This is a genomic window from Novosphingobium aromaticivorans DSM 12444 (assembly GCF_000013325.1).
GTDB classification, from domain to species: domain Bacteria; phylum Pseudomonadota; class Alphaproteobacteria; order Sphingomonadales; family Sphingomonadaceae; genus Novosphingobium; species Novosphingobium aromaticivorans.
Genome location: NC_007794.1, coordinates 2,865,001 through 2,889,484 on the forward strand (window position 1 = coordinate 2,865,001; position 24,484 = coordinate 2,889,484).

Below are 24,484 nucleotides of genomic sequence, written 5' to 3' on the forward strand. Positions count from 1 at the left end.
GCAGCGGCGACGGCACGAAGGGCTCACTCGCCGACGTGCTCGATCGTTCCTTCAACGTCTATATCGGGACGACCTTTCGCCGGGCAGACTTCGAGCGGGTCGGCGGCTTCGACACGACCATGGCGCAATCCGAAGATTTCGATCTGTGGGTCAGGCTGATGATGCTGGGCGGACACGCGCACTATGTCGATGCGGTTCTCGGCGATTACCGCGTACGCCCTGGCTCGGCTTCCAGCAACGCGGGCAGGATGCTTCTCGGCAACATCAAGGTATACGAGAAGGCCCGCTCACTCCTTGCACCGGACCGACCGGAGCGTGAGCTGATCGAACGCCTCATCGCCGATAATCGCGCTTCCCTGGATTTCGAGCACGCGATGGATCGCATCATCGACGGGGACGCGCGAAAGGGAATCGCGGAGCTGAAGAAATCGGTGGCAGCAGGCCAGATGGTCGGCGGCCCGGTCTGGCGCCTCGCGTTTCTCGTCTGGCAACTATTCCCCTCCCTGGCGAGGCCGATGCTGCGTTGGCGGAGACGGGCGCACAGTCGCGGCGGTTCAGGCGTGGGCGGATCGGCCATGTTCACCAGCTTCGTGGAGATCGAGGGGTGAAGCGAACGCCGAACCCGCCAACAGGGAACACGGCTCCCGCCATGTCGGTCAGGGCGGCGGCCCTGTGGGCGCTTGTGTCTCAATACCTTTCGTTCGCGATGCAGTTCGCGACGAGCATCGTGCTGGCCAGATGGTTCATCACGCCGGCACAACTCGGACAATTCTCGATCGCCTTTGCCGCGGTCACGCTGGTGGCTTTCCTGCAGGACTTCGGCGTAACCCGCTACGTCAACGGCGAACGGGACCTTACGCCCGAGAAGCTGCGGATGGCGTTCACCATATCGGTGGCATTCGCCTGGAGTATAGCTCTGCTCGCGCTTGCGTCCGCATGGCCGATCGCGGCATTCTATGCGGACCCGGCCTTGTTCGGCATCACGCTGATCGTGGCGTCGTCCTATCTACTTGTCCCGCTGGCCATCGTCCCGCAGGCGACTTGCCAGCGGCGCATGGACTATCGCTCCAATGCGATGATCGAGATCGGTTCGTCGGTCGCCAACGCGGCAACGGCACTGGTCCTCGCGCTTCTTGGATACGGAGCTCTCGCCCTGGCCTGGGGCGCGTTCGCCCAGCAGGCAGCCCGGCTCGTCATCAGCCAATGGCGCTCGGGTGGCATGCTTCCCTGGCCGCTTCGCGTAAGCGAGGCCAGGGCAGTCCTCGCGCTGGGAGGGACCAACACCGTACAGGTGGTGTGCCAGACCGTATCCTCACGCGCGCCCGAACTTGCCTTGGGCGCGGTGGTCGGCAACGCCGCCGTTGGACTTTTCTCGCGCGCGACAGGCCTGGCCCTCCAGTTGCGGACGCTGATTGCGGGGGCGGTGACAGGCGTATTCTACCCGGCGTTCCGGCGCCTTCGCGACAGCGGCGAGCCGCTCGGCCCACCCTATCTGCGCGTAGTCGCCGCCTATACCGGCGTCACCTGGCCGGCCATGGCGGGGATCGCGGTGCTGGCCGATCCGGTCGTGCGCCTGCTCTATGGCGAGCGCTGGATGGAAGCAGCCCCATTGCTTGCCTGGGTGGCGTTTGCGCAGATGTTCCAGGTCGCGGTTCCGCTCAATGCAGATCTTCCCCTGCTGCTCGGCCGGCACCGGACGCTCATGCGGGTTATGGTTCTTGAAACCATTGCGTCCATCGCGCTCCTCGCCGTCACCGCTCCCTTCGGACTGCTCTGGGTCGCAATCTCGCGCGCCATCCACGGCATAGTCTGGGTTGCGATGTACGCGCCCCTGTTATGCAGGTCGGTAGGCCTTGGCGCGCGCCCGCTGATCGCGACCTGGATGAAAGGCGCGGTTGCGACAGTCGCAGCCATCGTCCCGGCACTCGCCGGTTTCGTGTTCTGGGCGCCTCCCGGGGAGGCCGGCTTCCTGCAGGTCCTTGCAACGGCCTGCGCGGGCGTGGCTCTGTGGTTTGTCGCGCTGGTCGTGACTGCCCATCCATTGCATCGCGAACTGGTTGAACTGGCCGCCAGCACGTTGGCCAGCCGCCGAACCGGCGGGCAATTGCCCGCACGCTGAATCGCTGGCCGAACGTCGCGCAGAGGCGTATCATCTCCTGCGGGAGAATGGTCATGCCGCACAGACTCGCAAAGTCGGCGCTGACAGCCTTGCTGGGCATCTGCATTGCCCCCGTCCGCGCTGCCGACGATCCACAAACCGCCTCCACCGCCGAACTCGTGCAGTTCGAGAGTGATCGGCACGATCGGCTGACCGTCCCGGTCCGCATCGGCGAAAACGGACCGTTCGACTTCCTTATCGACACCGGCTCCGAACGCACCGTGCTCTCGCGCCAGGTTGCGGCGACGCTCGGGCTCGTCGTCACCGGCAATGGCGTGATCGTCGGCGTGGCGGGAAGCCAGGCAGTCGAACTCGTCGATGTTGCGGAATTGAGCCTCGGGCGCCGTACCTTTTACGGCCTGAGCGCCCCGCTCCTGGAAGGCCGGCACATCGGGGCAGACGGCATCGTGGGCCTCGACAGCCTGCAGGACCAACGCGTCCTGCTGGACTTCGGACGCAACCGGATGATCGTCGACGAGGCCAGGAAGCGCACGGGATTGAGTGGCTTCGACATCGTCGTCAAGGCGAGGCGCAAATCCGGCCAGCTCATCATGACAAATGCCCTGGTAGATGGCGTGACCACAGATATCGTGATCGACACCGGTTCGGATGGATCGATCGGCAACCCCGCACTGCAGCGCGCCCTGGCTCGCCGCAATCAAGGGAAGACGACCACCCTCTATTCGGTCACCGGCCAGATGGTCAGTGCCGACCTCATCGTGACGAGGATGATCGACATAGACGGCCTGCGGCTCCACAATACCGTCGTGGCCTTCGCGGATTCCCCTGCCTTCCAGCGCCTCGGCCTTGCATCGCGTCCGGCGCTGCTGATGGGCATGTCGCAACTGCGCCTGTTCAGCCGCGTGGCGATCGACTTTCCCGCCCGCCGGATCATGTTCGACATGCCGAGCAGCATCGTTGTCTGGGACAAGGATGGCCTGCCCTTCTAGCGGGACAAGAGCATTTGGGGTGGCGCGGCGCGGCAAGCACACTATCTGGAGACCATGCCTCCCGAAACCGCAACGAATCCGAAAGATGCCCGGCACGATGGCTGGCAGACGCTGAAGCGCTTCCTGCCCTACCTGTGGCCGGCGGACAACGCGGTACTGCGACGGCGGGTCGTGGGCGCGATCCTCATGGTGCTGCTGGGCAAGGCAACAACGCTGGCCCTGCCCTTCGCGTACAAGAAGGCGGTCGACGCCATGACGCTCGGCGGTGGGGCGCAGCCTGCGCTCACGGTCGCGCTTGCGTTCGTACTGGCCTATGCGCTTGGCCGCTTTTCCGGGGTGCTTTTCGACAACTTGCGCAACATCGTTTTCGAACGTGTCGGCCAGGACGCCACACGTCACCTGGCGGAGAACGTGTTCGCCCGGCTGCACAAGCTCAGCTTGCGCTTCCACCTTGCCCGCCGCACCGGCGAGGTGACCAAGGTGATCGAGCGCGGCACCAAGAGCATCGACACGATGCTCTACTTCCTGCTGTTCAACATCGCGCCGACGGTGATCGAGTTGACCGCCGTGATCGTGATCTTCTGGCTCAACTTCGGCCTCGGCCTCGTCACGGCCACGATCCTCGCGGTCATCGCCTATGTCTGGACGACGCGCACCATCACCGAATGGCGCACGCACCTGCGCGAAAAGATGAACCGCCTCGACGGACAGGCGCTGGCCCGCGCGGTGGACTCGCTGCTGAACTACGAGACGGTGAAGTATTTCGGTGCGGAATCGCGTGAGGAGGCACGCTATGCCTCCGCTGCCCGCGCCTATGCCGATGCCGCGGTGAAGAGCGAGAACAGCCTCGGCTTGCTCAACATCGCGCAGGCGCTGATCGTGAACCTGCTGATGGCGGGCGCAATGGCCTGGACGGTCTATGGCTGGTCGCAAGGCAAGCTGACGGTGGGCGACCTCGTCTTCGTCAATACATACCTCACCCAGCTCTTCCGCCCGCTCGACATGCTCGGAATGGTCTATCGCACGATCCGGCAGGGGCTGATCGACATGGCCGAAATGTTCCGCCTGATCGACACCCACATCGAAGTGGCCGACGTTCCGAATGCCCCTGCGCTGGTGGTCAATCGTCCTTCGGTCACCTTCGACAATGTCGTGTTCGGCTACGACCGTGACCGCGAGATTCTCCACGGCCTCTCGTTTGAGGTGGCCGCCGGAAGCCGCGTCGCCATCGTCGGGCCTTCGGGCGCGGGCAAGTCGACAATCGCCCGGCTGTTGTTCCGCTTCTACGATCCGTGGGAAGGGCGCATTCTGATCGACGGCCAGGACATCGCCCATGTCACTCAGACCAGCTTGCGCGCTGCCCTCGGCATCGTCCCGCAGGATTCGGTGCTGTTCAACGACACCATCGGCTACAACATCGCCTATGGCCGCGATGGCGCCAGCAGGGCCGAAGTCGACGCAGCCGCAAAGGGCGCCGCCATCGCAGACTTCATCGCCCGCCTGCCGCAGGGCTATGACACCGAAGTCGGAGAGCGCGGCCTCAAGCTTTCAGGCGGCGAGAAGCAGCGCGTTGCCATCGCCCGCACGCTGGTCAAGAATCCTCCGATCCTGCTTTTCGACGAAGCCACCAGCGCGCTCGACACCCGGACCGAGCAGGACATCCTCTCCACCATGCGCGCCGTCGCCAGCCACCGGACGACGATCTCGATCGCCCACCGGCTCTCGACGATCGCGGATTCCGACACGATCCTTGTGCTGGATCAGGGACGGCTTGCCGAACAAGGCAGCCACCTCGACCTGCTGCGCCGCGACGGGCTCTATGCGGAGATGTGGGCGCGTCAGGCGGCGGAAAGCGCCGAAGTCAGCGAGGCGGCGGAGTAGTGCCCTGCCGCTCTGGATTGCTTCGCTGCGCAGCGCAATGACGAGTGTTTTCAGAACGGCGGGGCTTATTTCACCACGTCTGCCTCGTGCCAGACTACGGCCTGCGCCACCTTGATGCAGTCCATGCCGCCATCATAGGTGATCGAGGGCGAGCCATAGAGCCGCCACCCCTGCGCCAGCGCTTCCGACACGCGCTCGCAGAAGGCACGGTCATCCTTGCCGGTGAGAAGGCGGTAGATCGGGCGGTCTTCGGGTGTCTGGTACATCGGCTTCCTCAACAATCGGCTTGCCAACAGAAGAGCGCGCCGTCCTCTTCGTCAAGTCGTTCGCCGATCTTCACGAAGCCGTTGCGCTCAAGCACCCGTTGTGAGGCGATGTTGTCCGTCCGCGTCTCGGCAAGGAGAGCGCGCAGGCGATGGTCGCGCAAGGCCCATTCGCGCAACGCCGCGACCGCTGCCGTAGCATGACCACGTCCCTGCGCGCCCGGCGCGATGCCGTACCCGATCTGCAACCTGCCATCATCTGGAACGGCAGTGACCGACAGCAGTCCCACCAGTTGGTCATCCGCCACAATCAGCCAGGCAGCAGGCGAAAATGCCTCTGCAATCTGGCCGGCCAGTCCCGCCAGCATGGCCAGCACCTCCGGTTCCGCCACCGGAGTATCAGGCGGAGCCACGCCTGCGTCCGGCCTCTCCCCCGCCAGTATTCGCGCGAAGTGCTCATTCGTGGCCGGGACCAGCCTGACCGTCACAGGATGTACTTCGAAAGATCCGCGTTGCCGGCAAGGTTGGCCAGCTTGTCGGCCACGTAGGCCTCGTCCACCATGACGGTCTCGCCCGCGCGATCCTCGGCGTCGAAGCTCACTTCCTCCAGCAGCTTTTCCATCACCGTCTGCAAGCGCCGTGCGCCGATGTTCTCGACGCTTTCGTTGACCTGCGCGGCGGTGCGGGCAATCGCGCGGATCGCTGCGGGGGTGATGTCCAGCGTAACGTTCTCGGTCGCGATCAGCGCGCGGTATTGCTCGACGAGATTGGCCCGCGTTTCCGACAGGATGCGCACGAAATCGTCTTCCGACAGCGCATTCAGCTCGACCCGGATCGGCAGGCGCCCCTGGAGTTCGGGCAGCATGTCCGAAGGCTTGGCGACATGGAACGCCCCGCTCGCGATGAACAGCACGTGGTCGGTCTTCATCGGGCCGTACTTGGTGGCGACCGTCGTGCCCTCGATCAGCGGCAGGAGATCGCGCTGCACGCCCTCGCGGCTCACCGAACCGCCGCGCACGTCGGAAACTGCGATCTTGTCGATCTCGTCAAGGAAGACGATGCCGTTGGTCTCGGCGTTGCGGATCGCCTCGCGCGCGACATCGTCCTGGTCCATGCGCTTTTCGGCTTCCTCGTCGACCAGCTTGTCCCAGGCATCGACCACGCGCATCTTGCGACGCTTGAGGTTCTGCTTGCCGAAAGCCTTGCCCATCATGTCGCTGAGGTTGATCATGCCGATCCCACCGCCCATGCCCGGTATTTCCATCGGCATCGATGGCGCATCCTCGACCTCGATTTCCACTTCGACGTCGTTCATCGAGCCGTCCGAAAGCCGCGCCTTGAAGCTTTCCCGCGTCGCCTCGCTTGCGCCATCGCCGACCAGCGCCTTGAGCAGCCGGTCCATCGCCGCCTTGCTGGCGGCTTCCCGCACCGCGTCGCGGCGGCGCTCCTTCTCCAGCCGGATCGCCTCTTCCACGAGGTCGCGCGCGATCTGCTCAACGTCGCGGCCGACATAGCCGACTTCGGTGAACTTCGTCGCCTCGACCTTCACGAACGGCGCATCGGCAAGCTTGGCAAGGCGGCGGCTGATCTCGGTCTTGCCGCAGCCGGTGGGCCCGATCATCAGGATGTTCTTGGGGGAAACCTCGTCGCGCAGGTCGGCGGACAGCCGCTGACGGCGCCAACGATTGCGCAGTGCCACGGCCACGGCCTTCTTCGCGGCGGTCTGGCCGACGATATGTTCGTCCAGCGCGCGGACGATGGCCTTGGGGGTAAGGGAGTCGTTCATGGCAATCTCACAAGATCCGTTCGTGTCGAGCGAAGTCGAGACACCCTGGCGCTGGCGTGTCTCGACTTCGCTCGACACGAACGGGGTAAAACGGGGTCAGATTTCTTCCAGCGTCACGCGGTCGTTGGTGAAGACGCATACTTCGGCTGCCACCTGCATGGCACGGCGAGCGATCTTCTCGGCGTCGTCCTCGTAGTCGCCCAGCGCCTTGGCTGCGGCCAGCGCATAGTTGCCGCCCGATCCGATCGCGGCGATCCCGCCCTCGGGCTCCAGCACGTCGCCGTTACCGGTAAGGATGAGCATCGTGTCCGCATCGGCCACGATCATCAGCGCTTCGAGATTGCGCAAGTACTTGTCGGTGCGCCAGTCCTTGGCGAGTTCCACGGCGGCGCGCATCAGCTGACCGCGATGCTGCTCAAGCTTGCGCTCCAGCCGCTCGAACAGGGTGAATGCGTCGGCGGTCGCGCCGGCGAACCCGGCGATGACCTTCCCGTCACCGATGCGGCGAACCTTGCGGGCGTTCGGCTTCATCACCGTATTGCCCATGGAAACCTGTCCGTCACCGGCGATCACGGTGCGACCGTTCTTCTTCACCCCGATGATGGTGGTGCCGTGCCACTGGATAAGGCCGTGGCTCGCCCTGCTGTCGTCCATGCTGCGCGATATGTGGCGCGGGACACGGATTTCAAGCGGCGCGGATCAGCTCCCGTTCGGCCCCGAACCGCCAGTCGCCCCGCCGGCACCGCCGCCCGGGATCGCGCCCACTGCGCCGATGTTGCCGAACAGGTCCTCGAAGAACGAGCGGTCACGGCCAAGCGTGGGCGTCTTGTCGCTTTCGGGCGAGAGGCGAACCACCTTGGTCATGCCTTCCCGCGTGAGCGAGGAAACGTTGCCCCGCGCGTCGAAGTCCACCACGAGGATCGACTGGTTGTCGGTCTTCGGACGGTTGAACGGCTTCTGCTTGGTGTTCATCGCCACGTAGTACCAGGTCTGCTTTCCGAACTGGCTGGTGAACGTGGGGCGGCCAAGCGTACGCTCGACCGAGAGCTTGTTGTCGACGCCCGGCTGGACAGAGGCGACAAGCGCTTCGTCGATGATATAGCCGCGGTGGTCCTTGATGCTCGAACAACCCGCCGCCAGCACGCCCAGGGCGAGCACCGCCGCACCCTGCACCATCAGCCGACTGTTCCGCATTCGATAACTCCGCTTACATCCTGCCGCACTCATGCCCGTTTGCATCGGGAATGGACAGCCTATATCGGCGGACCCTTAGGGTCCAATCGGCAATACCGCAATGCCGCCCTCGCCGCTTAGGTCAGGGCAGCCCGCAAGGCCTTGCTGGACAGTACAGATTTAATCGCCCCTGAACGGGCAGGAAGACCAAGGAAAACGCGCGATGTCATTTCTCGGCAAGCTGTTCGGCCGCAAGCAGGACGACAGGGCCGTCGCCCGCCCCCTGTGGCACCGCACCGTGGAAATCGCGCGCGAACCTGAATGGTATCGGGATTGCGGCGTGGCCGACACGGTCGCCGGCCGATTCGACATGATCACGCTCATCCTGTCGGTCGTACTGATTCGGATGGAGAAGGATCAGGATCTGATCGAGCCTTCCGTGCGCCTGACCGAACTGTTCGTCGACGACATGGATGGCCAGTTGCGGGAAAGCGGCGTCGGCGACCTCGTCGTCGGCAAGCGCATGGGCCAGTTGATGAGCGTGCTGGGTGGGCGTCTTGGGGCATATCGCGAAGGCCTGGCCTCGGCAGACGAAGCCGTGATGGCCGAAGCAGTCGCGCGGAACGTGACGCTGCATGAAGGCACCGACCCGCTGCTGGTGGCCCGCCGCGTCCGCGCCTTCGCCGCCGGCCTGGACCTTGTCCCCGCCTTTCGCGTTCTTGATGCGGAGATCGGAAAATGAGCGCACCGGAATTTTCCCACGTCATCGACCTGCGGCAGATTACCGATCAGCCGGTCGTCCTCGAACCGGACGAGGCCGCTCGCCGCCGCCTGGCCGGCCGCTTCGGCATCCCCGCGATAAACGCCATGCGCGCCGAACTTCTTCTCTGCCTTGAAGGCACGGCGGTCGAGGCAAAAGGGCGGCTGACTGCAAAGATCATCCAATCCTGTGCCATTTCCGGCGACGACTTCCCGGTTTCCATCGACGAGCTGGTCGCGCTGCGTTTCGTGCCCGCCCGACAGACTTTGGTGCCGGACGAGGAACTGGAAATCAGCGCCGATGACTGCGACGAGATCGAATACGAGGGCTCCGCTTTCGACCTCGGCGAAGCCGTGGCGCAAAGCCTTGCCCTTGCGATCGATCCGTTTGCGGAAGGCCCGAATGCGGACAAGGCCCGCAAGGAGCATCAACTCGGCGGCGAAGTCGCGTCGGGACCATTCGCCGCGCTTGCCGCGCTGAAGAGCAAGGACTGACCCCTTGGCCCCTCCCCACGGCCGAGGCCGCGATCTTACCAGCGGCCCGATCCTGAAGACGCTGGTCCTGTTCTCCGCGCCGACACTGGCCTCGAACATCCTCCAGTCGCTCAACGGCTCGATCAACTCGATCTGGGTGGGGCAGATGCTGGGGGAAGGAGCCCTGGCCGCGACCGCCAACGCCAACGTGATCATGTTCCTGGTGTTCGCGGCGGCCTTCGGTTTCGGCATGGCGGCAACCGTGAAGATCGGCCAGGCCTTCGGTGCGCGCGACGTTCTGGCGGCGCGCCGCACGTTCGGTTCAGCGGTCGGGTTCTGCGTGATGCTGTCGCTGGTCGTGGGCACGCTGGGGTGGATCTTCGCACCTGACCTTCTGATGGCCATGGCCGCCCCGGGCGAAACCTACATCTACGCGTTGACCTACCTGCGCGTGATATTCATCGCGATGCCGGCCTCCATGGTCACGGTCATGCTCGGCATGGGCCTGCGCGGTGGCGGCGATGCGTCGACACCGCTCAAGTTCATGGTGCTGTCCTCGGTACTCGACGTCATCCTCAACCCGCTCCTCATCGGCGGATTCGGACCGATCAAGCCGTTGGGCATTGCGGGCGCGGCGCTGGCCACGGCCATCGCCTCGTTCGTCTCGATGACCGGCATCGTTGCCTACGTCTACGCCAAGGACCTGCCCCTTCGCCTCAAGGGCGCGGAACTCGCCTGGCTCTGGCCGCGCCGCGACGAACTGCGCTACATCCTGACGAAAGGCCTTCCGATGGGCGCGCAGATGCTCGTCATTTCGGCGGCGGGCATCATCGTGATCGGCCTCGTCAACCGCGAGGGCCTGCTGGTCAGCGCCGCCTATGGCGCGGCCCTCCAACTCTGGACCTACCTGCAGATGCCGGCCATGGCCATCTCTGCCGCTGTCAGCGCCATGGCCGCGCAGGCCATCGGCGCGGGCCTCGACGAGCGTCTCGGCCGGATCTCACGCTCCGGCGTCCTGCTCAACCTGACCGTCACCGGTGCGCTGTGCGCCGCAATCCTGCTGTTCGACCGGCCCGCGCTCGAGCTGTTCCTCGGATCGGCCAGCCCGGCGGTAGACGAGGCCCGCCACATCCAGTTCCTCGCAAGCTGGAGCTACCTGCTGTTCGGAATAACCATGGTGCTGTTCGGCACGATGCGTGCGGGCGGCGTTGTGTGGACACCGCTCATCATCCTCTCCATCGCCATGTATCCGGTGCGCCTGGGCTTCTATTTCGCCTTCTACCCGACGCTGGGTGCGGATGCCCTGTGGCTCGCCTTCCCCGTCAGTTCGGCGGTGGCCGTCGCGCTCGCGGTCTACGCTTATAGCCGCCCCTTCTGGCGAGAGCGGACGCGAGCAGTGCCTGACGAGGAATGCGAGGAGGAAACCCACGCCGACGCCGACCCGGCAGGTCGCATGGCGCCGGCACTCTGACCGACCGCCTATGGCGCGCCATCGTTGGCGCGCCATAGGCGATGCACATCAGCGGCTTTGTGCCCGCCAGCGCTGGACCGTACGTTCAACCGCACGGTCGTCGGCATCGGCCTTGCTCCACAATTCATAGAACGAAGGATCGTTCGACGCCGGGCGCTTCATCGCCTCCAGTTCGTCGAACGAGACGCGCATGGGTATGGACACGCCTTCACCGGAGATGATGCATTCACGGTTGCGCAGCGCCGGGATCGTGTCGACGAACCCACGGGCACCCTCGGGCATGGCGGCCTTGACGAAGGCCTGGTCCCGCTCGTTGTTCAGACGCATCGCGATAATGGTGCCGCACTGCGACAGGACGCCTTCGGCAAGGTCGGACGGTCGCTGCGTGATCAGGCCCAGGGACACACCGTACTTTCGGCCTTCCTTGGCAATCCGGGAAAGGATGTCGCCGACCGAAGAGCCGCGCGTGTTCCTCTCGTTGGGAACGTAACGGTGCGCCTCTTCGCAGACCAGCAGCACAGGCCGGGTCTCCTCGTCGCGCGCCCAGATGGCATAGTCGAAGACCAACCGGCTCAGCACCGCGACCACGGTAGACGTGATTTCCGATGGGACGCCCGACACGTCGATGATCGAGATCGGCTTGCCATTGGCGGGCATTCGGAAAATCTTTGAGATGAACTCGACCATCGTGTCGCCCACGAGCATGCCCGAGAACATGAACTGGTATCGCGGATCGCTGCGGATCTCCTCGATCTTGGTCTTCAGGCGCATGTAGGGGATCGAGTTGGTCCCCTTGTCGAGCTTGCCCATCTCGTTCTGGAGGATGTTGAGCAGGTCCGAAAGAAGATACGGGATCGGCGAATCGACTGTAATCTTGCCGATCTGCTCCGCCAGCCGGTTGCGCTGCCTTGCCGCGAGCAGGCACTTGGCAAGAATGTCGAGATCGATCTGCCGGTCCGCGCCGGTCGACGTGACGAAAACCTCGCAGTGCTCCTCGAAGTTCATCAGCCAGTAGGGCATCTGCAGATTGGAGACGTCCAGCAATTGCCCGGTCTGGCGAAACGCGCTCGAATATTCGCCGTGCGGATCGATCATCACGATATGGCCGGCCGGTGCCATCTCGCAGATCCTGTGAAGGATGAGCGCCGCCGCGGTGGACTTGCCGGTGCCGGTCGATCCCAGGAGCGCAAAGTGCTTGCCCAGCAGGGCATCGACGTAGAGCCCTGCGCGGATATCCCGCGTCGGGAAAACGGTACCGATGGAGATGTTGGTACGCCCGTCGCTGGCATAAATCTGGCGCAGGTCGTGGCTCGTCGCGGGATAGACGAGGGCACCGGGCACCGGATAGCGCGTAATGCCGCGCCGGAAGCCATAGATCCGGCCGGTAAGGCGTTCCTCCTCGCCTTCGCCAAGGAAGTCGATCTGTGCAACCACGCCGCCTTCGACGGCAACGTCCTGGCGCTGCGTCCTGACACTGGCAAGCAGCCAGGAGTTGCCGACCCGGATCTTGATCTGGCTGCCCACCTTGCCCGACATGGCAACCGAGGGATCGACATCAGCAGAGCATTCCTCGAGCCTTGTCAGGTCGAGCGCGATGGCCGAACTGGAGCCTGCGATCTCGCGCACGAAGCCGATCGGCCGATGCGCATTGTCGACACTTGCGGCGGTCTGGGAAGCAGCCAAGGGCGGCAGAGTGATCTGGCGATCATTGTCGACAGCCATGTCCGCGTTGAACTGCTGCTTTCCCATGTCGGACATAAAACCGCAAACCCCTCGGTCATTCGAATTGGCGTCGAGAGTTAGGGGTTTCAGGTTAAAATGGGCTAAACTTTCCGTCACCAGCGGAATGGTCCGGGCTCAGACGAGGGCGAAGAGCCTGCCTGCGATCCAGCCCATGCCGACAGAGACAATCACGGCGAAAAGGCCGTAGAGCCAACCATTGTCCTCGGCGGCGACTGCCACGAATCGCTCGAAGCCCTGCTTTCGCACCTCGACCCGCGTGATCGCGGACGCCACCACCTTGCCGCCCCTGATTGCAAATGTTTCGGCTGTGTAGGTGCCTGTCTGTACGCTGGATGGCAGGCGTATGCGCGCCTGGTAGAGAACCTGACCGCTGATCGTGACGCCCCCTTCGTCCTCGCGATAGAGGCCCTGGCGACGCATGAGGTCAACCAAACCGGCGGCAAAGCGGTGCTGCTCGACCGGATCGATCACGCCGATGGGGGAAAGTTGCAGCCACTTGAGACCCAGTTCGTAGATCGCGGCGGTCTTGTCGTCGACGATGCGCTCGATCGGGCGCGACGAGGCGACGGCAAAGTAGCTGGGGGCGGAGCGGAACTCGACCGAATCCACATTGATCCAGATGCCTGCGATCTTCTGCTTCTCGCGCAGCACGATGGATTGAACCGGTCCCTCGAGGACGACGACAATGTCGTAGTCCTGCGCCGCCCGCGTTCCCTCGGGACTGAGGATCGCACCGAACAGCATCAGGTCGGCGCCGGTAAAACCCTGTCGCACCTGAACTTCGTGCTGCGATATCTCCGGCACCAGAATGGGATCGCGCGCGCCCAGCAGAAGCATGCAGGCAAGAAGGGCAAACAGCCGCTTCACAACGGCACGACCGTATAGATCTCGTCCGGCCGGTAGCCGAGGCCAAGTGCCATGCGCAGGGCGACAAGCAGGACGATGACCGCAAGGATGAGGCGCAGTTGCTCAGGCTTGGCCTTCTGCGCGAATTGCGCCCCGACCTGGGCCCCCGTAACCGATCCCACCAGCAGCAGGACCGCCAGCACGATATCCACCGCCCGCGTCGTCAGCGCATGCATCATCGTGGTCGCCATGGTCACGAACAGGATCTGGAACAACGACGTCCCGACGACGACGTTTACCCCCATGCCGAGAATGTAGAGCATGGCCGGCACCAGAATGAACCCGCCACCGATGCCCATGAGCATCGTCAGGATGCCTGTCGCCATGCCGAGCAGCAGCGGGGCCAGCGGGGAAATGTACAGGCCCGAACGATAGAACCGCCAGCGCAGCGGCAGGCTTGCCACCAGTGGATGGTGCCGGCGCTTGCGCGCGGGGACCGGTATGCCGGCCTTCTGCGCCCGGAGCGCGGTCATGCTCTCGTGCGCCATCAGGCCGCCAATCCCGCCAAGCAGCAGCACGTAGAGAATGTTGATGACCGTATCGATCTGGCCCAGCGCCTGCAGCAGCCGGAAAAGCAGTGAACCAAGCCCCGTGCCGATCACCCCGCCAGCGACCAGAACCGCACCGATGTGATAATCGATTCCCCCACGCCGGGCATGGGCAAAGGCGCCGGAAACGCTCGCCCCCGTTACCTGGCTGGCGGCCGATGCGGCGGCAACTGTCGGCGGCACACCGTAGAAGATCAGCAACGGCGTCGTCAGGAAACCGCCGCCAACGCCGAACATGCCCGAAAGCAGCCCCGTCAACGCGCCAAGTCCGACGATGACCAGCCCGTTGACCGACAGGTTCGCGATGGGAAGATAGACGTCCATTGCCGGTCCGACGCTAGGCTGCACATCACTTGCCAGCAACCCCGCGCGGCGGATTTGCACCAAAAAGCGCGCAGGCTCAGAACGAGGAGGCTATCGTCAGCGCCGGCCCCGAACCGGGGCGCGCATTCCCCGTCAGGCGGAACCGCCAATCCAGCGCGATGCGGCTGGGCACTTCCTCGCCAAGGTTCATCCGGAACGACACGCGCGGCCCCGCGTCGACGCGGACCGCCCCCTTCTGACCCCCGGCCCAGACCCCTGCCCCAATCCGCAAGTCCATGCGTTTGGGGAGAAGGGCATCCAACTGCCGGTCGGCAACGGCCTGGACATCGAAGAACGCCGTGGCGTCGCGCCCGCCGGCATAGCCCGCCTGGCCATAGGCTTCGCCGCGAAACCCGAAGGGCAGGCGCTGCCACGGAAGCTCGCTGATCACCGTCGCCACAGGGCGGATTCGGACAGCGCTCTGGCTGGAATCCTGGAGCCTTGCTTCCGCCAGGACGCGCACGGGCACCCGCGCGATCGGTCGCATCCCGAAGCCGATGGCGATTTCCTTGTCCTTTGCCGGCGCATTGATCGCGAGCGAGGTCCGCAGATAGACATAGCTTTCGCGCGGCGCTCCACGACCGAGCCGGAACCGCGCGATCGCTCCCGCCTGACTGGCGCCATACGACGCCGCCCCCGGCGCTTGTGCCGCATCGCCGCTCCCCGCCCGCATGAGCAGCCACCTGTCGAACGTCCACCGCGGATCGTCCTTGAACACCGCCGGGTCCTGATACTCGCCCTCTGCAGCCTCGGCTTGCGGGCGGAGATCGGGCGGCGGCGCAATGCCGGGATTGACCCGCCACAAAAGACCTCGCTCGTGCAGGTACCACCCTGGAGGCTCAGCCCGCTGCCTGTCAGTCAGCCCATCGCCATCGGCTGTGCGCGGTCGGGCTTCCGCGCCATCCTGGCCCGCAAAGGCAAATCCCGACGATGCCGACACGGCCTCATGGTCCGATGCGCGACCGCGTTCAGTCGAGGCTCGCTGCGCAAGGATCGCTGCAATGTCCTCACGCGCGGCGGCATGAACCGTCGGCGCGAGTGGCGAAGACCACATCGATATCCTCGCCGTTGCCCAGGATGCGATGATCAGCGCCAGGAACAGTACCGGTTGTCCGCGCCGGCCTGACGCGGCGCGCACCATCAGTTGCCGACCAGCGCCGCCGGGACAAGACCGCTGCTTGCAGGCCGCCGTGGGCGTTGGGTCGAACTAGCGTGGCTGGCAAGGCCGACCCCGGCCTGCACCGGGTGTGCGCAGTGTAGTGTGTGGTCCCAGGTAAGCGCTCCCCCGAAAAGCACCCGGACATAAGCCACCGCAGCGCGGCGCGCGGCCATTATCGCGATGATGTTGCCCACGGGAAACCGGAAAACCGACCGTACACCTTCGATCCACCCGTACTCGCTGCCGGTGAACAGCGCCCGGACGACTAGCCGCCAGATCAGGCTGCAAAGGTTGAAGGCAAGCAGACCCTTCAGCACTGGGCCGGGTGGCACCGGCACGACGAAGCCCGCCATCTCGCCGAACCTCACGATGGGCCACAGCGGCAAGGCCAGGTATGCCGCAAGCAGAACCAGCGCCACGAGCGGCCCCCGCCTGTCCCTCAGGCGCATCCACAGGTCTCCGGCGGACCGGTTCCATCCCAGCCGATCCCAACCCTGGAATGCGATCCCGTGCACCCAGCGCGTCTTCTGCCGCACCGATGCTGCAAGGCCATCGGGAAAGAACTCCCGGGTCGCGACAAGCTCCCCGCGCGCATCGCGCACCCTGATGAAGCGCGAACGGCCACCTGTCTCGGCGACCAGCATGCCCGCCTCGTAGTCTTCCGTCAGGCAGTCCGCCGCAAACGGCAAGGCGCCTCCGCGCACCGCCACGATGCGCTCGATCGCGGCGCGCGAGAACGCACATCCGACGCCGGCCGAAGGCAACCCGGCCCCGATATGATCGCGCACCACCATGTCTCTCGCGTGCGCCTCGGCGAACTCGTCGCAGTAGTGTCCGGCGACCCACGGCGAGGATGCCTGCGGCTCGGGACGCACCGGCAGTTGTACGAAATCGACCGTATCAAGCGCCCGATCCATCAGTGCGAGGGCTGCGGGATGGACCATGTCCTCCGCGTCATGCAGCACAATGAAGCCGATCCGCTGTCCGCTGCGCCGTTCGTCCTGGCGCATGGCGAGGTAGAGACGGTTGAGGCAGTCTGCCTTGGTGGTCGGTCCGTCACGGTCATGGACGACCACCCGGACCCTCGGGTCCTCGCTGACGATCGTCAGCGCATTCAGCGTTTCCTGGTCGTTGCGGTAGCATCCCACGTAGATCCGCAAATCTTCCTGCGGCCAGACCGCAAGGCAATGCGCGACCATGGGCCCGATCACGGCGGACTCCCGCCAGGCTGGCACGAAAACCGCTGCCATGGAGGAAAGCTTGTCGCGACCGTTGCCGGCCAGTTGCCCGGTCGGGCCCGCGCCGGTCAGGCGCTGCCAGAGCCAGATCCCGTCCATGACCAATTCGTCAGCCGCCCCGATCGCGAACCACACCGCCGCGAACAACAGAAGCTCATGCTCGAGAACGGCGAGCCACTGATACGCACTATCGGCAAGCCATGTCCTCAAAAGCCCGCCCCGCCCCCTTGCGAATCCCGACGCTGGCGGCAGCGGTTTGACCCGCCCCCCTCCAGTGGGCACAAGAGCCAAGGTATGCCCATTTGGCGCGTTTCGTGAACCAGGGAATAATTCGAGAATGGCTGGAATTGAGGGCTTTGCAGCGATTCGTGGCAAACTGGCGCAGAGCGAGGCCGCGCCCGGCATCGTCCTCATCGCATGCGCGGCGCTGGCGCTCCTGATCGCCAATTCGCCCCTCGCCGCGGCGTGGCATGCCCTGTTCCATCACCCGCTTCCATGGACGCCGGTCGCCAAGCTCGACACGCTTCACCTGTGGATCAACGACGGCCTGATGGCGGTGTTCTTCTTCGTCGTCGGCCTCGAGATCAAGCGCGAAGTCCTTGCCGGCGAACTGTCGGACGCCCGCCGCCGCAGGTTGCCTGTCCTTGCCGCAGTGGCCGGGATGGCCGTGCCCGCGCTCATCTATCTCGCGATCACGGCTGGCCAGCCCGCCCTGCATCGCGGCTGGGCGATCCCGTCTGCGACCGACATCGCCTTTGCGATCGGCGTACTGGCTCTCGTCGGCCGGGGGCTGCCGCCTTCGCTCCGGCTGTTCCTGCTGACCGTCGCCATCGTCGACGATCTCGGCGCGGTGGTCGTGATCGCGCTGTTCTACACCTCGGGCCTCAAGCTCGCCTGGCTCGGCGCGAGCGCGCTGATCCTCGCGGCGCTCGTCCTGGTCAACCGCATGGGCGTCCGCGCCCTCCTGCCCTACCTCGCCGGAGCCGTGGCGCTGTGGTACACAGTGCTGCATTCCGGCATCCACGCGACGGTCGCCGGCGTCCTTGCCGCAATGACTGTCCCGCTTGCGCTCAACCGCCGTCACGACAGTCCGCTGCTCCGGCTCGAGCATGCCCTCGTCGCACCGAACGGGTTCGTCATCGTGCCTCTGTTCGGCCTTGCGAACGCCGGCGTGGCGCTTGGGGCGGACTTCGGTGAAAGCCCCGCCCTCCCCCTCGGGATCGCGATGGGTCTTCTGCTGGGCAAGCAGTTCGGCATTCTCGGCAGCATCCTCGTTGCCGAACGCCTGGGCTTCGCGCACCGGCCCGAAGGGGCAAGCCTGCGCCATCTCTGGGGAATCGCCCTCCTGTGCGGGATTGGCTTCACGATGAGCCTGTTCATCGCCGGGCTCGCGTTCCCCGAAACGCCGATGCTGGTCGAGGAAGCCAAGCTCGGCATCCTCGGCGGCTCGCTTGTCTCCGCCCTTGCCGGGCTCCTGGTCCTGCGCGGCTCCGGCCGGCCGGTAGTTTGATCGATAAATTCGATCAAACTACGCATGACGTTGCGTGAAACCTTTCAGACCGGACGGCGTATAAACAGCGCATCCAACCGGAATCATGAAAGGGGAACACCATGCCCGGAGACAACGCCAGGAAGGCCCTGATCGATAGCCTGAACGGGCTTCTGGCCGACTATTTCACGCTCTATCTCAAGACCAAGAACTACCACTGGCACGTTGCAGGCCGCCAGTTTCGCGACCTTCACCTGCTGTTCGACGAACAGGCCGCCGAACTCTTCGCCCTGACCGACATCATCGCGGAACGCGTGCGCAAGAACGGCGGCGAAACCCTGACCGGCATTGCCGCGATCGCCGCCCGCTCTTCGATCGCAGACGATGACCGCGCTTCGGTCGATGCAATGGAAATGGTCCGCAACCTGCGCGACGACAACGCCCGCCTTGTCGAACGCATCCGCGAAGCGAAGGCGGCCGCTGGCGAGGCCGGCGACAACGCGACCGAAGGCATGGCCGACGACTGGACCGACCAGGCTCAGCAGCGCGTGTGGTTCCTTACCCAGACGCTGGCCTGAATTTCAGAAGGCGCCGCTCGTCCTGAGGCCCAGACCGCCACCGGGACGAGCGGCAAATCCTGCCTGCATCAGCGGCCCTGCCGTTTCGGCGGGAAGGCCCATCAACACCAGGTCTCCCTCCCAACGGCCGTCAGCGTTCAAGCGAAGGGTGAAGCGTTCCATTCCCTCCGGTCCCTGCATCGGCACGACCAGCGCCCCTCGCTGGCATCGAGCCTTGCCCGACAGCGCGATAGTACCGGGCAGCAGCGACCCGGGCGGCGCCAGCGTAAGGCTCATCGAGCCGCCCGCATCGACGCAACTGCCATCGGCAATTCGCAAATTGAAGTCGCCAAATCCGATCTGGGTCACGGGAAGGGTGCCCAGTCCGTCGGGCAAGGCGACCGTCCCGTTCACATCGGCGAGCCGGTAACCGCCAAGACCCAGCGATGCCTTCGCCGAAAACGGGGTTGCACCTTCGCGTGAAAGCCGGAAGCCCACCCTGCCGAGGATAAGCGGCAGCGCATCGGCTCCGGCATCGACAGTGCCGATTGGCAACGGTCCGGCCCTGAGTTCCGCAATTCGTCCGCTCCAGACCGGCCCCTCGACGGATCGCGCCGTGACGCCTTCCGGGGCGACCAACCCAAGCACCAGCCGCAGCGGGAGAAGTACGACGAGCGCCAGGGCGACAAGCATCGCGAGCGCAATCCTGCCGCGCCGCGAGAAGACCCGCTCGCGAACAAAGATCCATCGCCCGATCACGATCCGCTCCGTCGCAAGGTGACGTTGACCGAGACGCTGCCGTCCGGCGCGGGTGTCATGGTCAGTTGCTCGACCGCCAGTCCCTGCGCCATCAGCCCGTCCAGCCACGCCAGTGCCGCCGAAGGGCGCGCCGTCGGGATGAGGATTACCGCCATGTCGGAACCGCGACGCTGGTTCGATTGGACAACGAACCCGGCTTCCTGCGCACTGGCCCCGGCAATCTGTTCGACCGGCCCCGCCAGCACTGCGGTCTTCCCGGCCGGCGCCGCTTTCAACGCGGCGATCTGCGCCTCGATCCGTCCTGCGCGCTCCGTTGCGTTGCGATGGCGGTCTGCCGCATCGTCAAGCGCGGTCCCCACGGGCAGAACAATGCCGTAGACAAGGACGATCGACGCCACCAGCCCGCCAGCGACGCTGACAAGGCCCCGCTCGCGCGCCGTCAGGCCGCCGTACCACACGTTCAAACCGCTCCTCATGGCGCCCTCACGGTGATCGCGGCGACGGTCGCGCCGGTCGGATCGGGCGCAAGCGCGGGTGGCACTGTCACTTTCCAACCCTCGTTCTGCAAGGCGATCAGCACCGCGTTCACATCATCGGCACGCGGCGCGGCGGCAGTGAAGCGCAGCGTGCCGTCCGGCGCATAGCCCAGGTCGCGCAGCCTGACTGCCGGCACCGCCCGCATCGCTTCAAGCAGAGCTGCGGCAGGCGCGGCAAAGCTCGCTCCGCCCTGCCCGCGCCGGGCGAGTTCCGCGTTCAACAGGCGTTCGGCCGTGTCGATATCGGTCGCGGCCGGAAAGCGGGCCTGCGCCATTTCCAGCGCACGGCTTTCCAGCGCCGAGCTGTCGATGTTCCACTTCACGATCCACACCAGCATGAGCAGCAGCCCGAGAAGCGCGGCAATGGCCGCCATTCGCGCCAGCCCCAGCCAGTCGGCGGTGCGAAAGACCGAAACCCGCTTGGCCGCATAGGCTCCCTGCCGCAGGTTCAGCGGCGGCGCGGCATGGATCGCGGCAAGGCTCTGCGCGATCCGCTCTTCCTCGGTCAGAACCTGCTCAAGTCCCGCGCCAAGCGTCATCACCAACGCTTCTTCGCCAGCGAACGCCACCCCGGGTGTCCGCGCCAGAAGCTGCCCGCCAAGCGTGCCAAGGACCAGCCGGTCATCATCGCGCGGCAGGACCAGTCCAGCCGGTATGATGGATTCGGGATCGAGCCCGAGACCGGACAAATCGGCGATCCAGCGGTCCATGTCGGCGGCTGAGACAGTTGCCGAAAGCAGCCGACCGCGATGCTCGGCAACGGCGACGTGATGATCTACCGCAAGCCCCGCCTGAGCCAGCGCCAGCCTTTCCGCAGCAAGCGCCTGGGCAACGGGCATGGCGGACATCGGCTTGTCGATGACCGGCGCATCCGCCGCAGGAACCAGCACCGTCACGGAGCCGGTCTCGCCCCACGGCGCATTGCCCAGCGGCCCGTCGAGGAACTGTTCCGCACCGATGCCATCGGCTTCCACGCGCCACCAGCGCCACGCCTCGTCGGGCGAGGCTGGCAGCAGGACGATCAGACCGTCAGCAGGGGAAACGGCAGGTGCCACGTACCCGGATCACTTTTGCCCAGCGTAGATGTCGGCGTTCAGCTCGCTGCCGCCCGGCTGGCCGTCGGCGCCAAGCGAGAAGATCTCGAACGGCTTCCCGTCGCGCCCCGGCACCTGGTACTGATAGGGGTGTCCCCAGGGGTCCATCGGAACATCCTTCACATAGCCGCCGGAACGGTAGTTCTGCGGCATGGAAAGGTTTGCGGGCGGCGTCTTCAGCGCATTGAGCCCCTCGGACTGGCCGGGGTAGCTTGCCATGTCGAGCCGGTACATCTCCATGCCCTGTTCCAGCGTCGCAATGTCGCTGCGGGCCTTGACCACCATGGCCTTGTCCTGGCTCGGCAGGACGTTGATCAGGACCACCGTCGCCAGCAGGCCGATGATGAAGATGACGACCATCAGTTCGACGAGGCTGAAGCCGTTGCGGCGGCGCTCTTCCTCGGTCTCAGGGGCGTCAATCACGGTTTGGTCGGTCATTTTCACAGTCCGGTCAGGTTCTGAAGCTGCAGGATCGGCAGCAGGATGGCGAGGATGATGAGCGCGACGAGCGTGCCCATGACAACGATGATCGCAGGTTCGAGAAGCGCCATCGCCGCAGCGGTGAACGCCTCGAACTCGCGTTCGAGATAATCGGCGGCGCGCTCAAGCATCGTGCCGAGCTGCCCTGCCGCCTCGCCGCTCGCGGCAAGGTAGACCAGCAGCGGCGGGAAAGTCCCTGCCTCGCGCAATGCGGTCGAAAGTGATCCGCCCGCCCGCACCTTTTCCCCGATCTGGCCAAGCGCCCGGGCTTGGACCGCGTTCGAGACCGTCCGGGTCGCCAGCCGAAGTCCATCTACCAGCGGCAGCCGTGCCTCGATCATCGTGGCCAGCGTGCGTGCGAGCGAGGCGGCATGGACGTCGCGGATCAGCTTGCCGATGAATGGCAGTCGCAGCAGCCCGGCGTCGAAACGCAGGCGGAAAGCCGGATTGCGCAGCGCCCGCACGAAGCCGGCAACCGCCAGCGCCAGCGCCGCCAGCACGGCCCACCACCAGGCGCTCAGGAACTGAGAGATGCCGATCACCACGCGGGTGAGCATGGGCAACTGTCGGCTGGCATTGTCGAACTGCTCGACCACGCGCGGCACGACGGAGATCATCAGCCCGGTCACCACCGCGATGGCGACGAGCGACAGCACGATGGGATAGGCCAGCGCGGCAATGATCTTGCCTCGCACCTGCGCCTGCCGCTCCAGCATGTCGGCCAGACGGTCGGCAATGGCAGGGAGGCTTCCCGAATTCTCGCCCGCCGCGATCATCGCACGGTAGATCGGCGGAAAGCTCGGCTCTTCGCGTCGCATGGCCTCGGCAAGCGGCAGGCCCTCGACGATACCGGCATGGACGTTCGTGAGGATCGCCTGCGCCTTGGGCTTTTCGGTCTGCCGCGCGATCGTGCGAAGCGTTTCCTCAAGCGGGCTGACAACCATCAGCGACGAAAGCTGCCGCGTGAAAAGCGCCAGTTGCTTGGCGTTGAGCCTTGAAGCGAACAGCGCGAGACCGCTGGTGGAAGTGGCGGCACGTCGCGCCGAAGCGGCCGCATCCGGGCTCAAGCTGACGACGAACCATTGCCGTGCCACCAGCTTCTCGCGCGCGGCGGCCTCGCTGGCAGCCTCGATCGCACCGCGCTTTTCCGCGCCCTTCGGGTCGATGGCGAGATAGGCGAACCGTGCCATCAGGCCCCGTCCCGCCGCATGATGCGTGCCGCTTCCTCGGGGCTCGTCGCTCCTTCGGCGACAAGGCGGCGCACGGATCCCGCAAGGGTCGGCGCATCGGCGAAGGCATGGCGCGCGATGGCCGCCTCGTCGGCATTGTCGTGGATCATCTGGCGGATCGCATCGTCCACCCGCAGCGCCTCGAACACGCCGATACGGCCCTGGTATCCGGTCTGGCCGCACTCTGCGCAGCCGCGTGCGGCACGGACCTTGCTGCCCGCCTCAAGACCGAGGACTTCGGCCATTCCCGCGTCGAGGACACGCTCCTCGCGGCAATGCGGGCAGAGCCGGCGCACCAGCCGCTGTGCGATCACCGCGCGCAGGGTCGATGCCAGCAGGAACGGCTCCACCCCCATGTCGCGCATGCGCGTGACCGCGCCGGCCGCGTCGTTGGTATGCACGGTCGACAGCACGAGGTGGCCGGTCAGCGACGCCTGCACCGCGATTTCAGCGGTTTCCCGGTCGCGGATTTCGCCGACCATGACCACGTCCGGGTCCTGGCGGAGGATCGCGCGCAATCCCGCCGCGAAGGTCAGCCCGACTTTGGCGTTGACCTGCGTCTGGCCGACGCCATCCACAGCGTATTCCACAGGGTCTTCAACAGTAAGGATATTCCGCGCGCCATCGTTGAGGCCGCGCAACGCCGCATAGAGCGTCGTCGTCTTGCCCGAACCCGTCGGGCCGGTCACCAGCACGATGCCGTTTGGCTCCGCCAGGGCCCGGCTCAGGACGTCTTCCGACTTGGGGTCGAGGCCGAGATGGACGAGGTCCAGTCCGGCATTTTCCTTGTCGAGCAGGCGCATGACCACTCGCTCGCCGGCGCGGTTGGGCAGGGTCGAGACGCGCACGTCGACCAGTTTTCCGCCCAGGCTCAACGAGATACGGCCGTCCTGCGGCACGCGCCGTTCGGCAATGTCGAGCCGCGCCATGACCTTGATGCGGCTCACCAGCACCGGCGCGACATGCGGCGGCATGCGCAGCTTCTCGGTCAGCACGCCATCGACCCGCATCCTCACGACAAGCGCGGTTTCGTAAGGTTCGATGTGGATGTCCGACACGCCCTGGCGCAAGCTCTCGGCGATCAGGCCATTGATCAGGCGGATCGCGGGCGCGTCATCGGCGCTGTCGAGGAGGTCCTCTGCGGTCGGCAGGCCGAGCGCGAGAGGGTCGAGCGCGTCGCCCGCGATGCCCATGTCGCCGGCCACCGCAGCCGCCGCCCCGTCGACCGCATAGGCCGTGGCGAGGAGCTTCTCGAACTCGGTTGTGGTCACTTCGTGTACGTTTAGGTGTCGTTTGTGTACGCGCCTGATTTCGAGCAACGCGAGCGGATCGCCGCCCTCGCGCAGGGCCACCGTAACCTCGGTGTCGTTCAGGCTTTCCACGAGGACGCCGCGGTCGCGCGCGAAGGCATAGGGCATCGCAGGCCCGGCCTGCGCGACCGCAACGGTCATGCCCTCGATGTCTTCGC

General features: G+C 65.5%; 25 protein-coding genes (1 of these 25 cut by a window edge). 9 read left to right on the forward strand and 16 right to left on the reverse strand.

Translation table 11 applies throughout. From position 1 onward, the window contains the following. The 4 genes in view from SARO_RS13345 to atm1 are tightly spaced (at most 54 nt apart) and all read left to right on the forward strand, a layout consistent with a single transcriptional unit that may run on beyond the window. Positions 1 to 608, forward strand: partial view of a glycosyltransferase family A protein gene (locus tag SARO_RS13345; protein ID WP_011446270.1) — the 3' portion only. The gene continues 445 nt to the left of window position 1, outside the view; 608 of the gene's 1,053 nt are visible here — the last part of the coding sequence; its start codon lies off the left edge, out of view; its stop codon occupies positions 606 to 608. After that, entirely contained in the window at positions 605 to 2,119 is a 1,515-nt protein-coding gene (locus SARO_RS13350) for an oligosaccharide flippase family protein (RefSeq protein WP_011446271.1), read from the forward strand. Before SARO_RS13345 ends, SARO_RS13350 begins: the two co-directional genes overlap by 4 nt. Positions 2,120 to 2,172: 53 nt before the next feature. After that, complete coding sequence (locus SARO_RS13355; RefSeq protein WP_011446272.1) at positions 2,173 to 3,108, forward strand: aspartyl protease family protein; 936 nt, start codon at positions 2,173 to 2,175, stop codon at positions 3,106 to 3,108. 54 nt (positions 3,109 to 3,162) lie between these two features. Continuing rightward, on the forward strand, positions 3,163 to 4,989 hold the full coding sequence (atm1, locus tag SARO_RS13360; RefSeq protein ID WP_011446273.1) for a heavy metal ABC transporter ATP-binding protein/permease Atm1: 1,827 nt from the start codon (positions 3,163 to 3,165) through the stop codon (positions 4,987 to 4,989). A gap of 65 nt (positions 4,990 to 5,054) precedes the next feature. On the opposite strand, the gene SARO_RS13365 is transcribed toward atm1, so the two are convergent. The 5 genes from SARO_RS13365 to SARO_RS13385 form a co-directional block, all read right to left on the reverse strand. Next, positions 5,055 to 5,255, reverse strand: coding sequence for a DUF1737 domain-containing protein (locus SARO_RS13365; RefSeq protein ID WP_011446274.1), 201 nt, complete (start codon positions 5,253 to 5,255; stop codon positions 5,055 to 5,057). Positions 5,256 to 5,263: 8 nt separating this feature from the next. Continuing rightward, on the reverse strand, positions 5,264 to 5,740 hold the full coding sequence (locus SARO_RS13370; RefSeq protein WP_011446275.1) for a GNAT family N-acetyltransferase: 477 nt from the start codon (positions 5,738 to 5,740) through the stop codon (positions 5,264 to 5,266). Continuing rightward, positions 5,737 to 7,038, reverse strand: a complete 1,302-nt coding sequence (gene hslU / locus SARO_RS13375; protein ID WP_011446276.1) for an ATP-dependent protease ATPase subunit HslU — start codon at positions 7,036 to 7,038, stop codon at positions 5,737 to 5,739. Before hslU ends, SARO_RS13370 begins: the two co-directional genes overlap by 4 nt. 96 nt (positions 7,039 to 7,134) lie before the next feature. Then, positions 7,135 to 7,692: an ATP-dependent protease subunit HslV gene (gene hslV / locus SARO_RS13380; protein WP_011446277.1), complete on the reverse strand. Its 558-nt coding sequence runs from the start codon at positions 7,690 to 7,692 to the stop codon at positions 7,135 to 7,137. 45 nt (positions 7,693 to 7,737) lie between these two features. Then, the gene (locus SARO_RS13385) at positions 7,738 to 8,232 is read right to left on the reverse strand and encodes an outer membrane protein assembly factor BamE (protein ID WP_011446278.1); all 495 of its coding nucleotides are present in this window, start codon (positions 8,230 to 8,232) and stop codon (positions 7,738 to 7,740) included. A gap of 202 nt (positions 8,233 to 8,434) precedes the next feature. Between SARO_RS13385 and SARO_RS13390 the strand changes: the two genes are divergently transcribed. Genes SARO_RS13390 through SARO_RS13400 form a run of 3 tightly spaced genes read left to right on the forward strand, consistent with a single transcriptional unit; the run spans position 8,435 to position 10,915 of the window. Beyond that, a complete protein-coding gene (locus SARO_RS13390; protein ID WP_011446279.1) occupies positions 8,435 to 8,953 on the forward strand; it encodes a ubiquinol-cytochrome C chaperone family protein in 519 nt (172 codons plus the stop codon). Then, positions 8,950 to 9,465 carry a YceD family protein gene (locus tag SARO_RS13395; RefSeq protein WP_011446280.1) on the forward strand — a complete coding sequence of 172 codons (516 nt, stop codon included), beginning with the start codon at positions 8,950 to 8,952 and terminating at the stop codon, positions 9,463 to 9,465. Before SARO_RS13390 ends, SARO_RS13395 begins: the two co-directional genes overlap by 4 nt. 4 nt (positions 9,466 to 9,469) lie before the next feature. After that, positions 9,470 to 10,915, forward strand: a complete 1,446-nt coding sequence (locus SARO_RS13400; protein WP_011446281.1) for an MATE family efflux transporter — start codon at positions 9,470 to 9,472, stop codon at positions 10,913 to 10,915. 48 nt (positions 10,916 to 10,963) lie between these two features. Here the strand turns inward: SARO_RS13400 and SARO_RS13405 are convergent, their stop codons facing one another. The 5 genes from SARO_RS13405 to SARO_RS13425 form a co-directional block, all read right to left on the reverse strand. Next, complete coding sequence (locus tag SARO_RS13405; protein WP_011446282.1) at positions 10,964 to 12,673, reverse strand: ATP-binding protein; 1,710 nt, start codon at positions 12,671 to 12,673, stop codon at positions 10,964 to 10,966. Between the two features lie 99 nt (positions 12,674 to 12,772). Further along, positions 12,773 to 13,495, reverse strand: a complete 723-nt coding sequence (locus SARO_RS13410) for a TIGR02186 family protein (RefSeq protein WP_086000214.1) — start codon at positions 13,493 to 13,495, stop codon at positions 12,773 to 12,775. Positions 13,496 to 13,521: 26 nt separating this feature from the next. Beyond that, positions 13,522 to 14,436 (reverse strand): sulfite exporter TauE/SafE family protein, encoded by a 915-nt coding sequence (locus tag SARO_RS13415; RefSeq protein WP_011446284.1) that lies wholly within the window; start codon positions 14,434 to 14,436, stop codon positions 13,522 to 13,524. A gap of 76 nt (positions 14,437 to 14,512) precedes the next feature. After that, positions 14,513 to 15,616 carry a hypothetical protein gene (locus tag SARO_RS20270; RefSeq protein WP_049759397.1) on the reverse strand — a complete coding sequence of 368 codons (1,104 nt, stop codon included), beginning with the start codon at positions 15,614 to 15,616 and terminating at the stop codon, positions 14,513 to 14,515. Then, positions 15,616 to 17,082, reverse strand: a complete 1,467-nt coding sequence (locus SARO_RS13425; RefSeq protein ID WP_011446286.1) for a glycosyl transferase family protein — start codon at positions 17,080 to 17,082, stop codon at positions 15,616 to 15,618. The genes SARO_RS20270 and SARO_RS13425 overlap by 1 nt, the downstream gene beginning before the upstream one ends. 127 nt (positions 17,083 to 17,209) lie before the next feature. On the opposite strand from SARO_RS13425, the gene nhaA reads away from it, so the two are divergent. Together nhaA and SARO_RS13435 are read left to right on the forward strand one after the other, a co-directional pair. Then, complete coding sequence (gene nhaA / locus SARO_RS13430; RefSeq protein WP_011446287.1) at positions 17,210 to 18,382, forward strand: Na+/H+ antiporter NhaA; 1,173 nt, start codon at positions 17,210 to 17,212, stop codon at positions 18,380 to 18,382. 101 nt (positions 18,383 to 18,483) lie between these two features. Next, positions 18,484 to 18,939, forward strand: coding sequence for a Dps family protein (locus tag SARO_RS13435; RefSeq protein WP_011446288.1), 456 nt, complete (start codon positions 18,484 to 18,486; stop codon positions 18,937 to 18,939). 3 nt (positions 18,940 to 18,942) lie between these two features. On the opposite strand, the gene SARO_RS13440 is transcribed toward SARO_RS13435, so the two are convergent. Genes SARO_RS13440 through gspE form a run of 6 tightly spaced genes read right to left on the reverse strand, consistent with a single transcriptional unit; the run spans position 18,943 to position 24,467 of the window. After that, positions 18,943 to 19,677, reverse strand: coding sequence for a type II secretion system protein N (locus SARO_RS13440; RefSeq protein WP_011446289.1), 735 nt, complete (start codon positions 19,675 to 19,677; stop codon positions 18,943 to 18,945). Further along, on the reverse strand, positions 19,674 to 20,153 hold the full coding sequence (gene gspM / locus SARO_RS13445; protein ID WP_011446290.1) for a type II secretion system protein GspM: 480 nt from the start codon (positions 20,151 to 20,153) through the stop codon (positions 19,674 to 19,676). The genes SARO_RS13440 and gspM overlap by 4 nt, the downstream gene beginning before the upstream one ends. After that, positions 20,150 to 21,268 (reverse strand): type II secretion system protein GspL, encoded by a 1,119-nt coding sequence (gspL, locus tag SARO_RS13450; protein ID WP_011446291.1) that lies wholly within the window; start codon positions 21,266 to 21,268, stop codon positions 20,150 to 20,152. The genes gspM and gspL overlap by 4 nt, the downstream gene beginning before the upstream one ends. A 9-nt stretch (positions 21,269 to 21,277) precedes the next feature. Beyond that, a complete protein-coding gene (gene gspG / locus SARO_RS13455) occupies positions 21,278 to 21,745 on the reverse strand; it encodes a type II secretion system major pseudopilin GspG (RefSeq protein WP_011446292.1) in 468 nt (155 codons plus the stop codon). A 2-nt stretch (positions 21,746 to 21,747) separates the two neighbouring features. Beyond that, positions 21,748 to 22,977 (reverse strand): type II secretion system inner membrane protein GspF, encoded by a 1,230-nt coding sequence (gspF, locus tag SARO_RS13460; protein WP_011446293.1) that lies wholly within the window; start codon positions 22,975 to 22,977, stop codon positions 21,748 to 21,750. Then, positions 22,977 to 24,467, reverse strand: a complete 1,491-nt coding sequence (gspE, locus tag SARO_RS13465) for a type II secretion system ATPase GspE (protein WP_041551200.1) — start codon at positions 24,465 to 24,467, stop codon at positions 22,977 to 22,979. Before gspE ends, gspF begins: the two co-directional genes overlap by 1 nt. Positions 24,468 to 24,484: the final 17 nt, after the last annotated feature.

Coding starts and splice junctions, on each gene's coding strand:
- SARO_RS13365 (WP_011446274.1), bottom strand. CDS start 5,255: ATGTACCAGACACCCGAAGACCGCCCGATCTACCGCCTTCTCACCGGC.
- nhaA (WP_011446287.1), top strand. CDS start 17,210: ATGGCTGGAATTGAGGGCTTTGCAGCGATTCGTGGCAAACTGGCGCAG.
- SARO_RS20270 (WP_049759397.1), bottom strand. CDS start 15,616: ATGGTGCGCGCCGCGTCAGGCCGGCGCGGACAACCGGTACTGTTCCTG.
- SARO_RS13410 (WP_086000214.1), bottom strand. CDS start 13,495: ATGCTTCTGCTGGGCGCGCGCGATCCCATTCTGGTGCCGGAGATATCG.
- gspF (WP_011446293.1), bottom strand. CDS start 22,977: ATGGCACGGTTCGCCTATCTCGCCATCGACCCGAAGGGCGCGGAAAAG.
- SARO_RS13435 (WP_011446288.1), top strand. CDS start 18,484: ATGCCCGGAGACAACGCCAGGAAGGCCCTGATCGATAGCCTGAACGGG.
- SARO_RS13355 (WP_011446272.1), top strand. CDS start 2,173: ATGCCGCACAGACTCGCAAAGTCGGCGCTGACAGCCTTGCTGGGCATC.
- gspE (WP_041551200.1), bottom strand. CDS start 24,467: ATGACCGTTGCGGTCGCGCAGGCCGGGCCTGCGATGCCCTATGCCTTC.
- SARO_RS13395 (WP_011446280.1), top strand. CDS start 8,950: ATGAGCGCACCGGAATTTTCCCACGTCATCGACCTGCGGCAGATTACC.
- SARO_RS13415 (WP_011446284.1), bottom strand. CDS start 14,436: ATGGACGTCTATCTTCCCATCGCGAACCTGTCGGTCAACGGGCTGGTC.
- SARO_RS13390 (WP_011446279.1), top strand. CDS start 8,435: ATGTCATTTCTCGGCAAGCTGTTCGGCCGCAAGCAGGACGACAGGGCC.
- SARO_RS13405 (WP_011446282.1), bottom strand. CDS start 12,673: ATGTCCGACATGGGAAAGCAGCAGTTCAACGCGGACATGGCTGTCGAC.
- SARO_RS13385 (WP_011446278.1), bottom strand. CDS start 8,232: ATGCGGAACAGTCGGCTGATGGTGCAGGGTGCGGCGGTGCTCGCCCTG.
- hslU (WP_011446276.1), bottom strand. CDS start 7,038: ATGAACGACTCCCTTACCCCCAAGGCCATCGTCCGCGCGCTGGACGAA.
- atm1 (WP_011446273.1), top strand. CDS start 3,163: ATGCCTCCCGAAACCGCAACGAATCCGAAAGATGCCCGGCACGATGGC.
- gspG (WP_011446292.1), bottom strand. CDS start 21,745: ATGACCGACCAAACCGTGATTGACGCCCCTGAGACCGAGGAAGAGCGC.
- gspM (WP_011446290.1), bottom strand. CDS start 20,153: ATGAGGAGCGGTTTGAACGTGTGGTACGGCGGCCTGACGGCGCGCGAG.
- hslV (WP_011446277.1), bottom strand. CDS start 7,692: ATGGACGACAGCAGGGCGAGCCACGGCCTTATCCAGTGGCACGGCACC.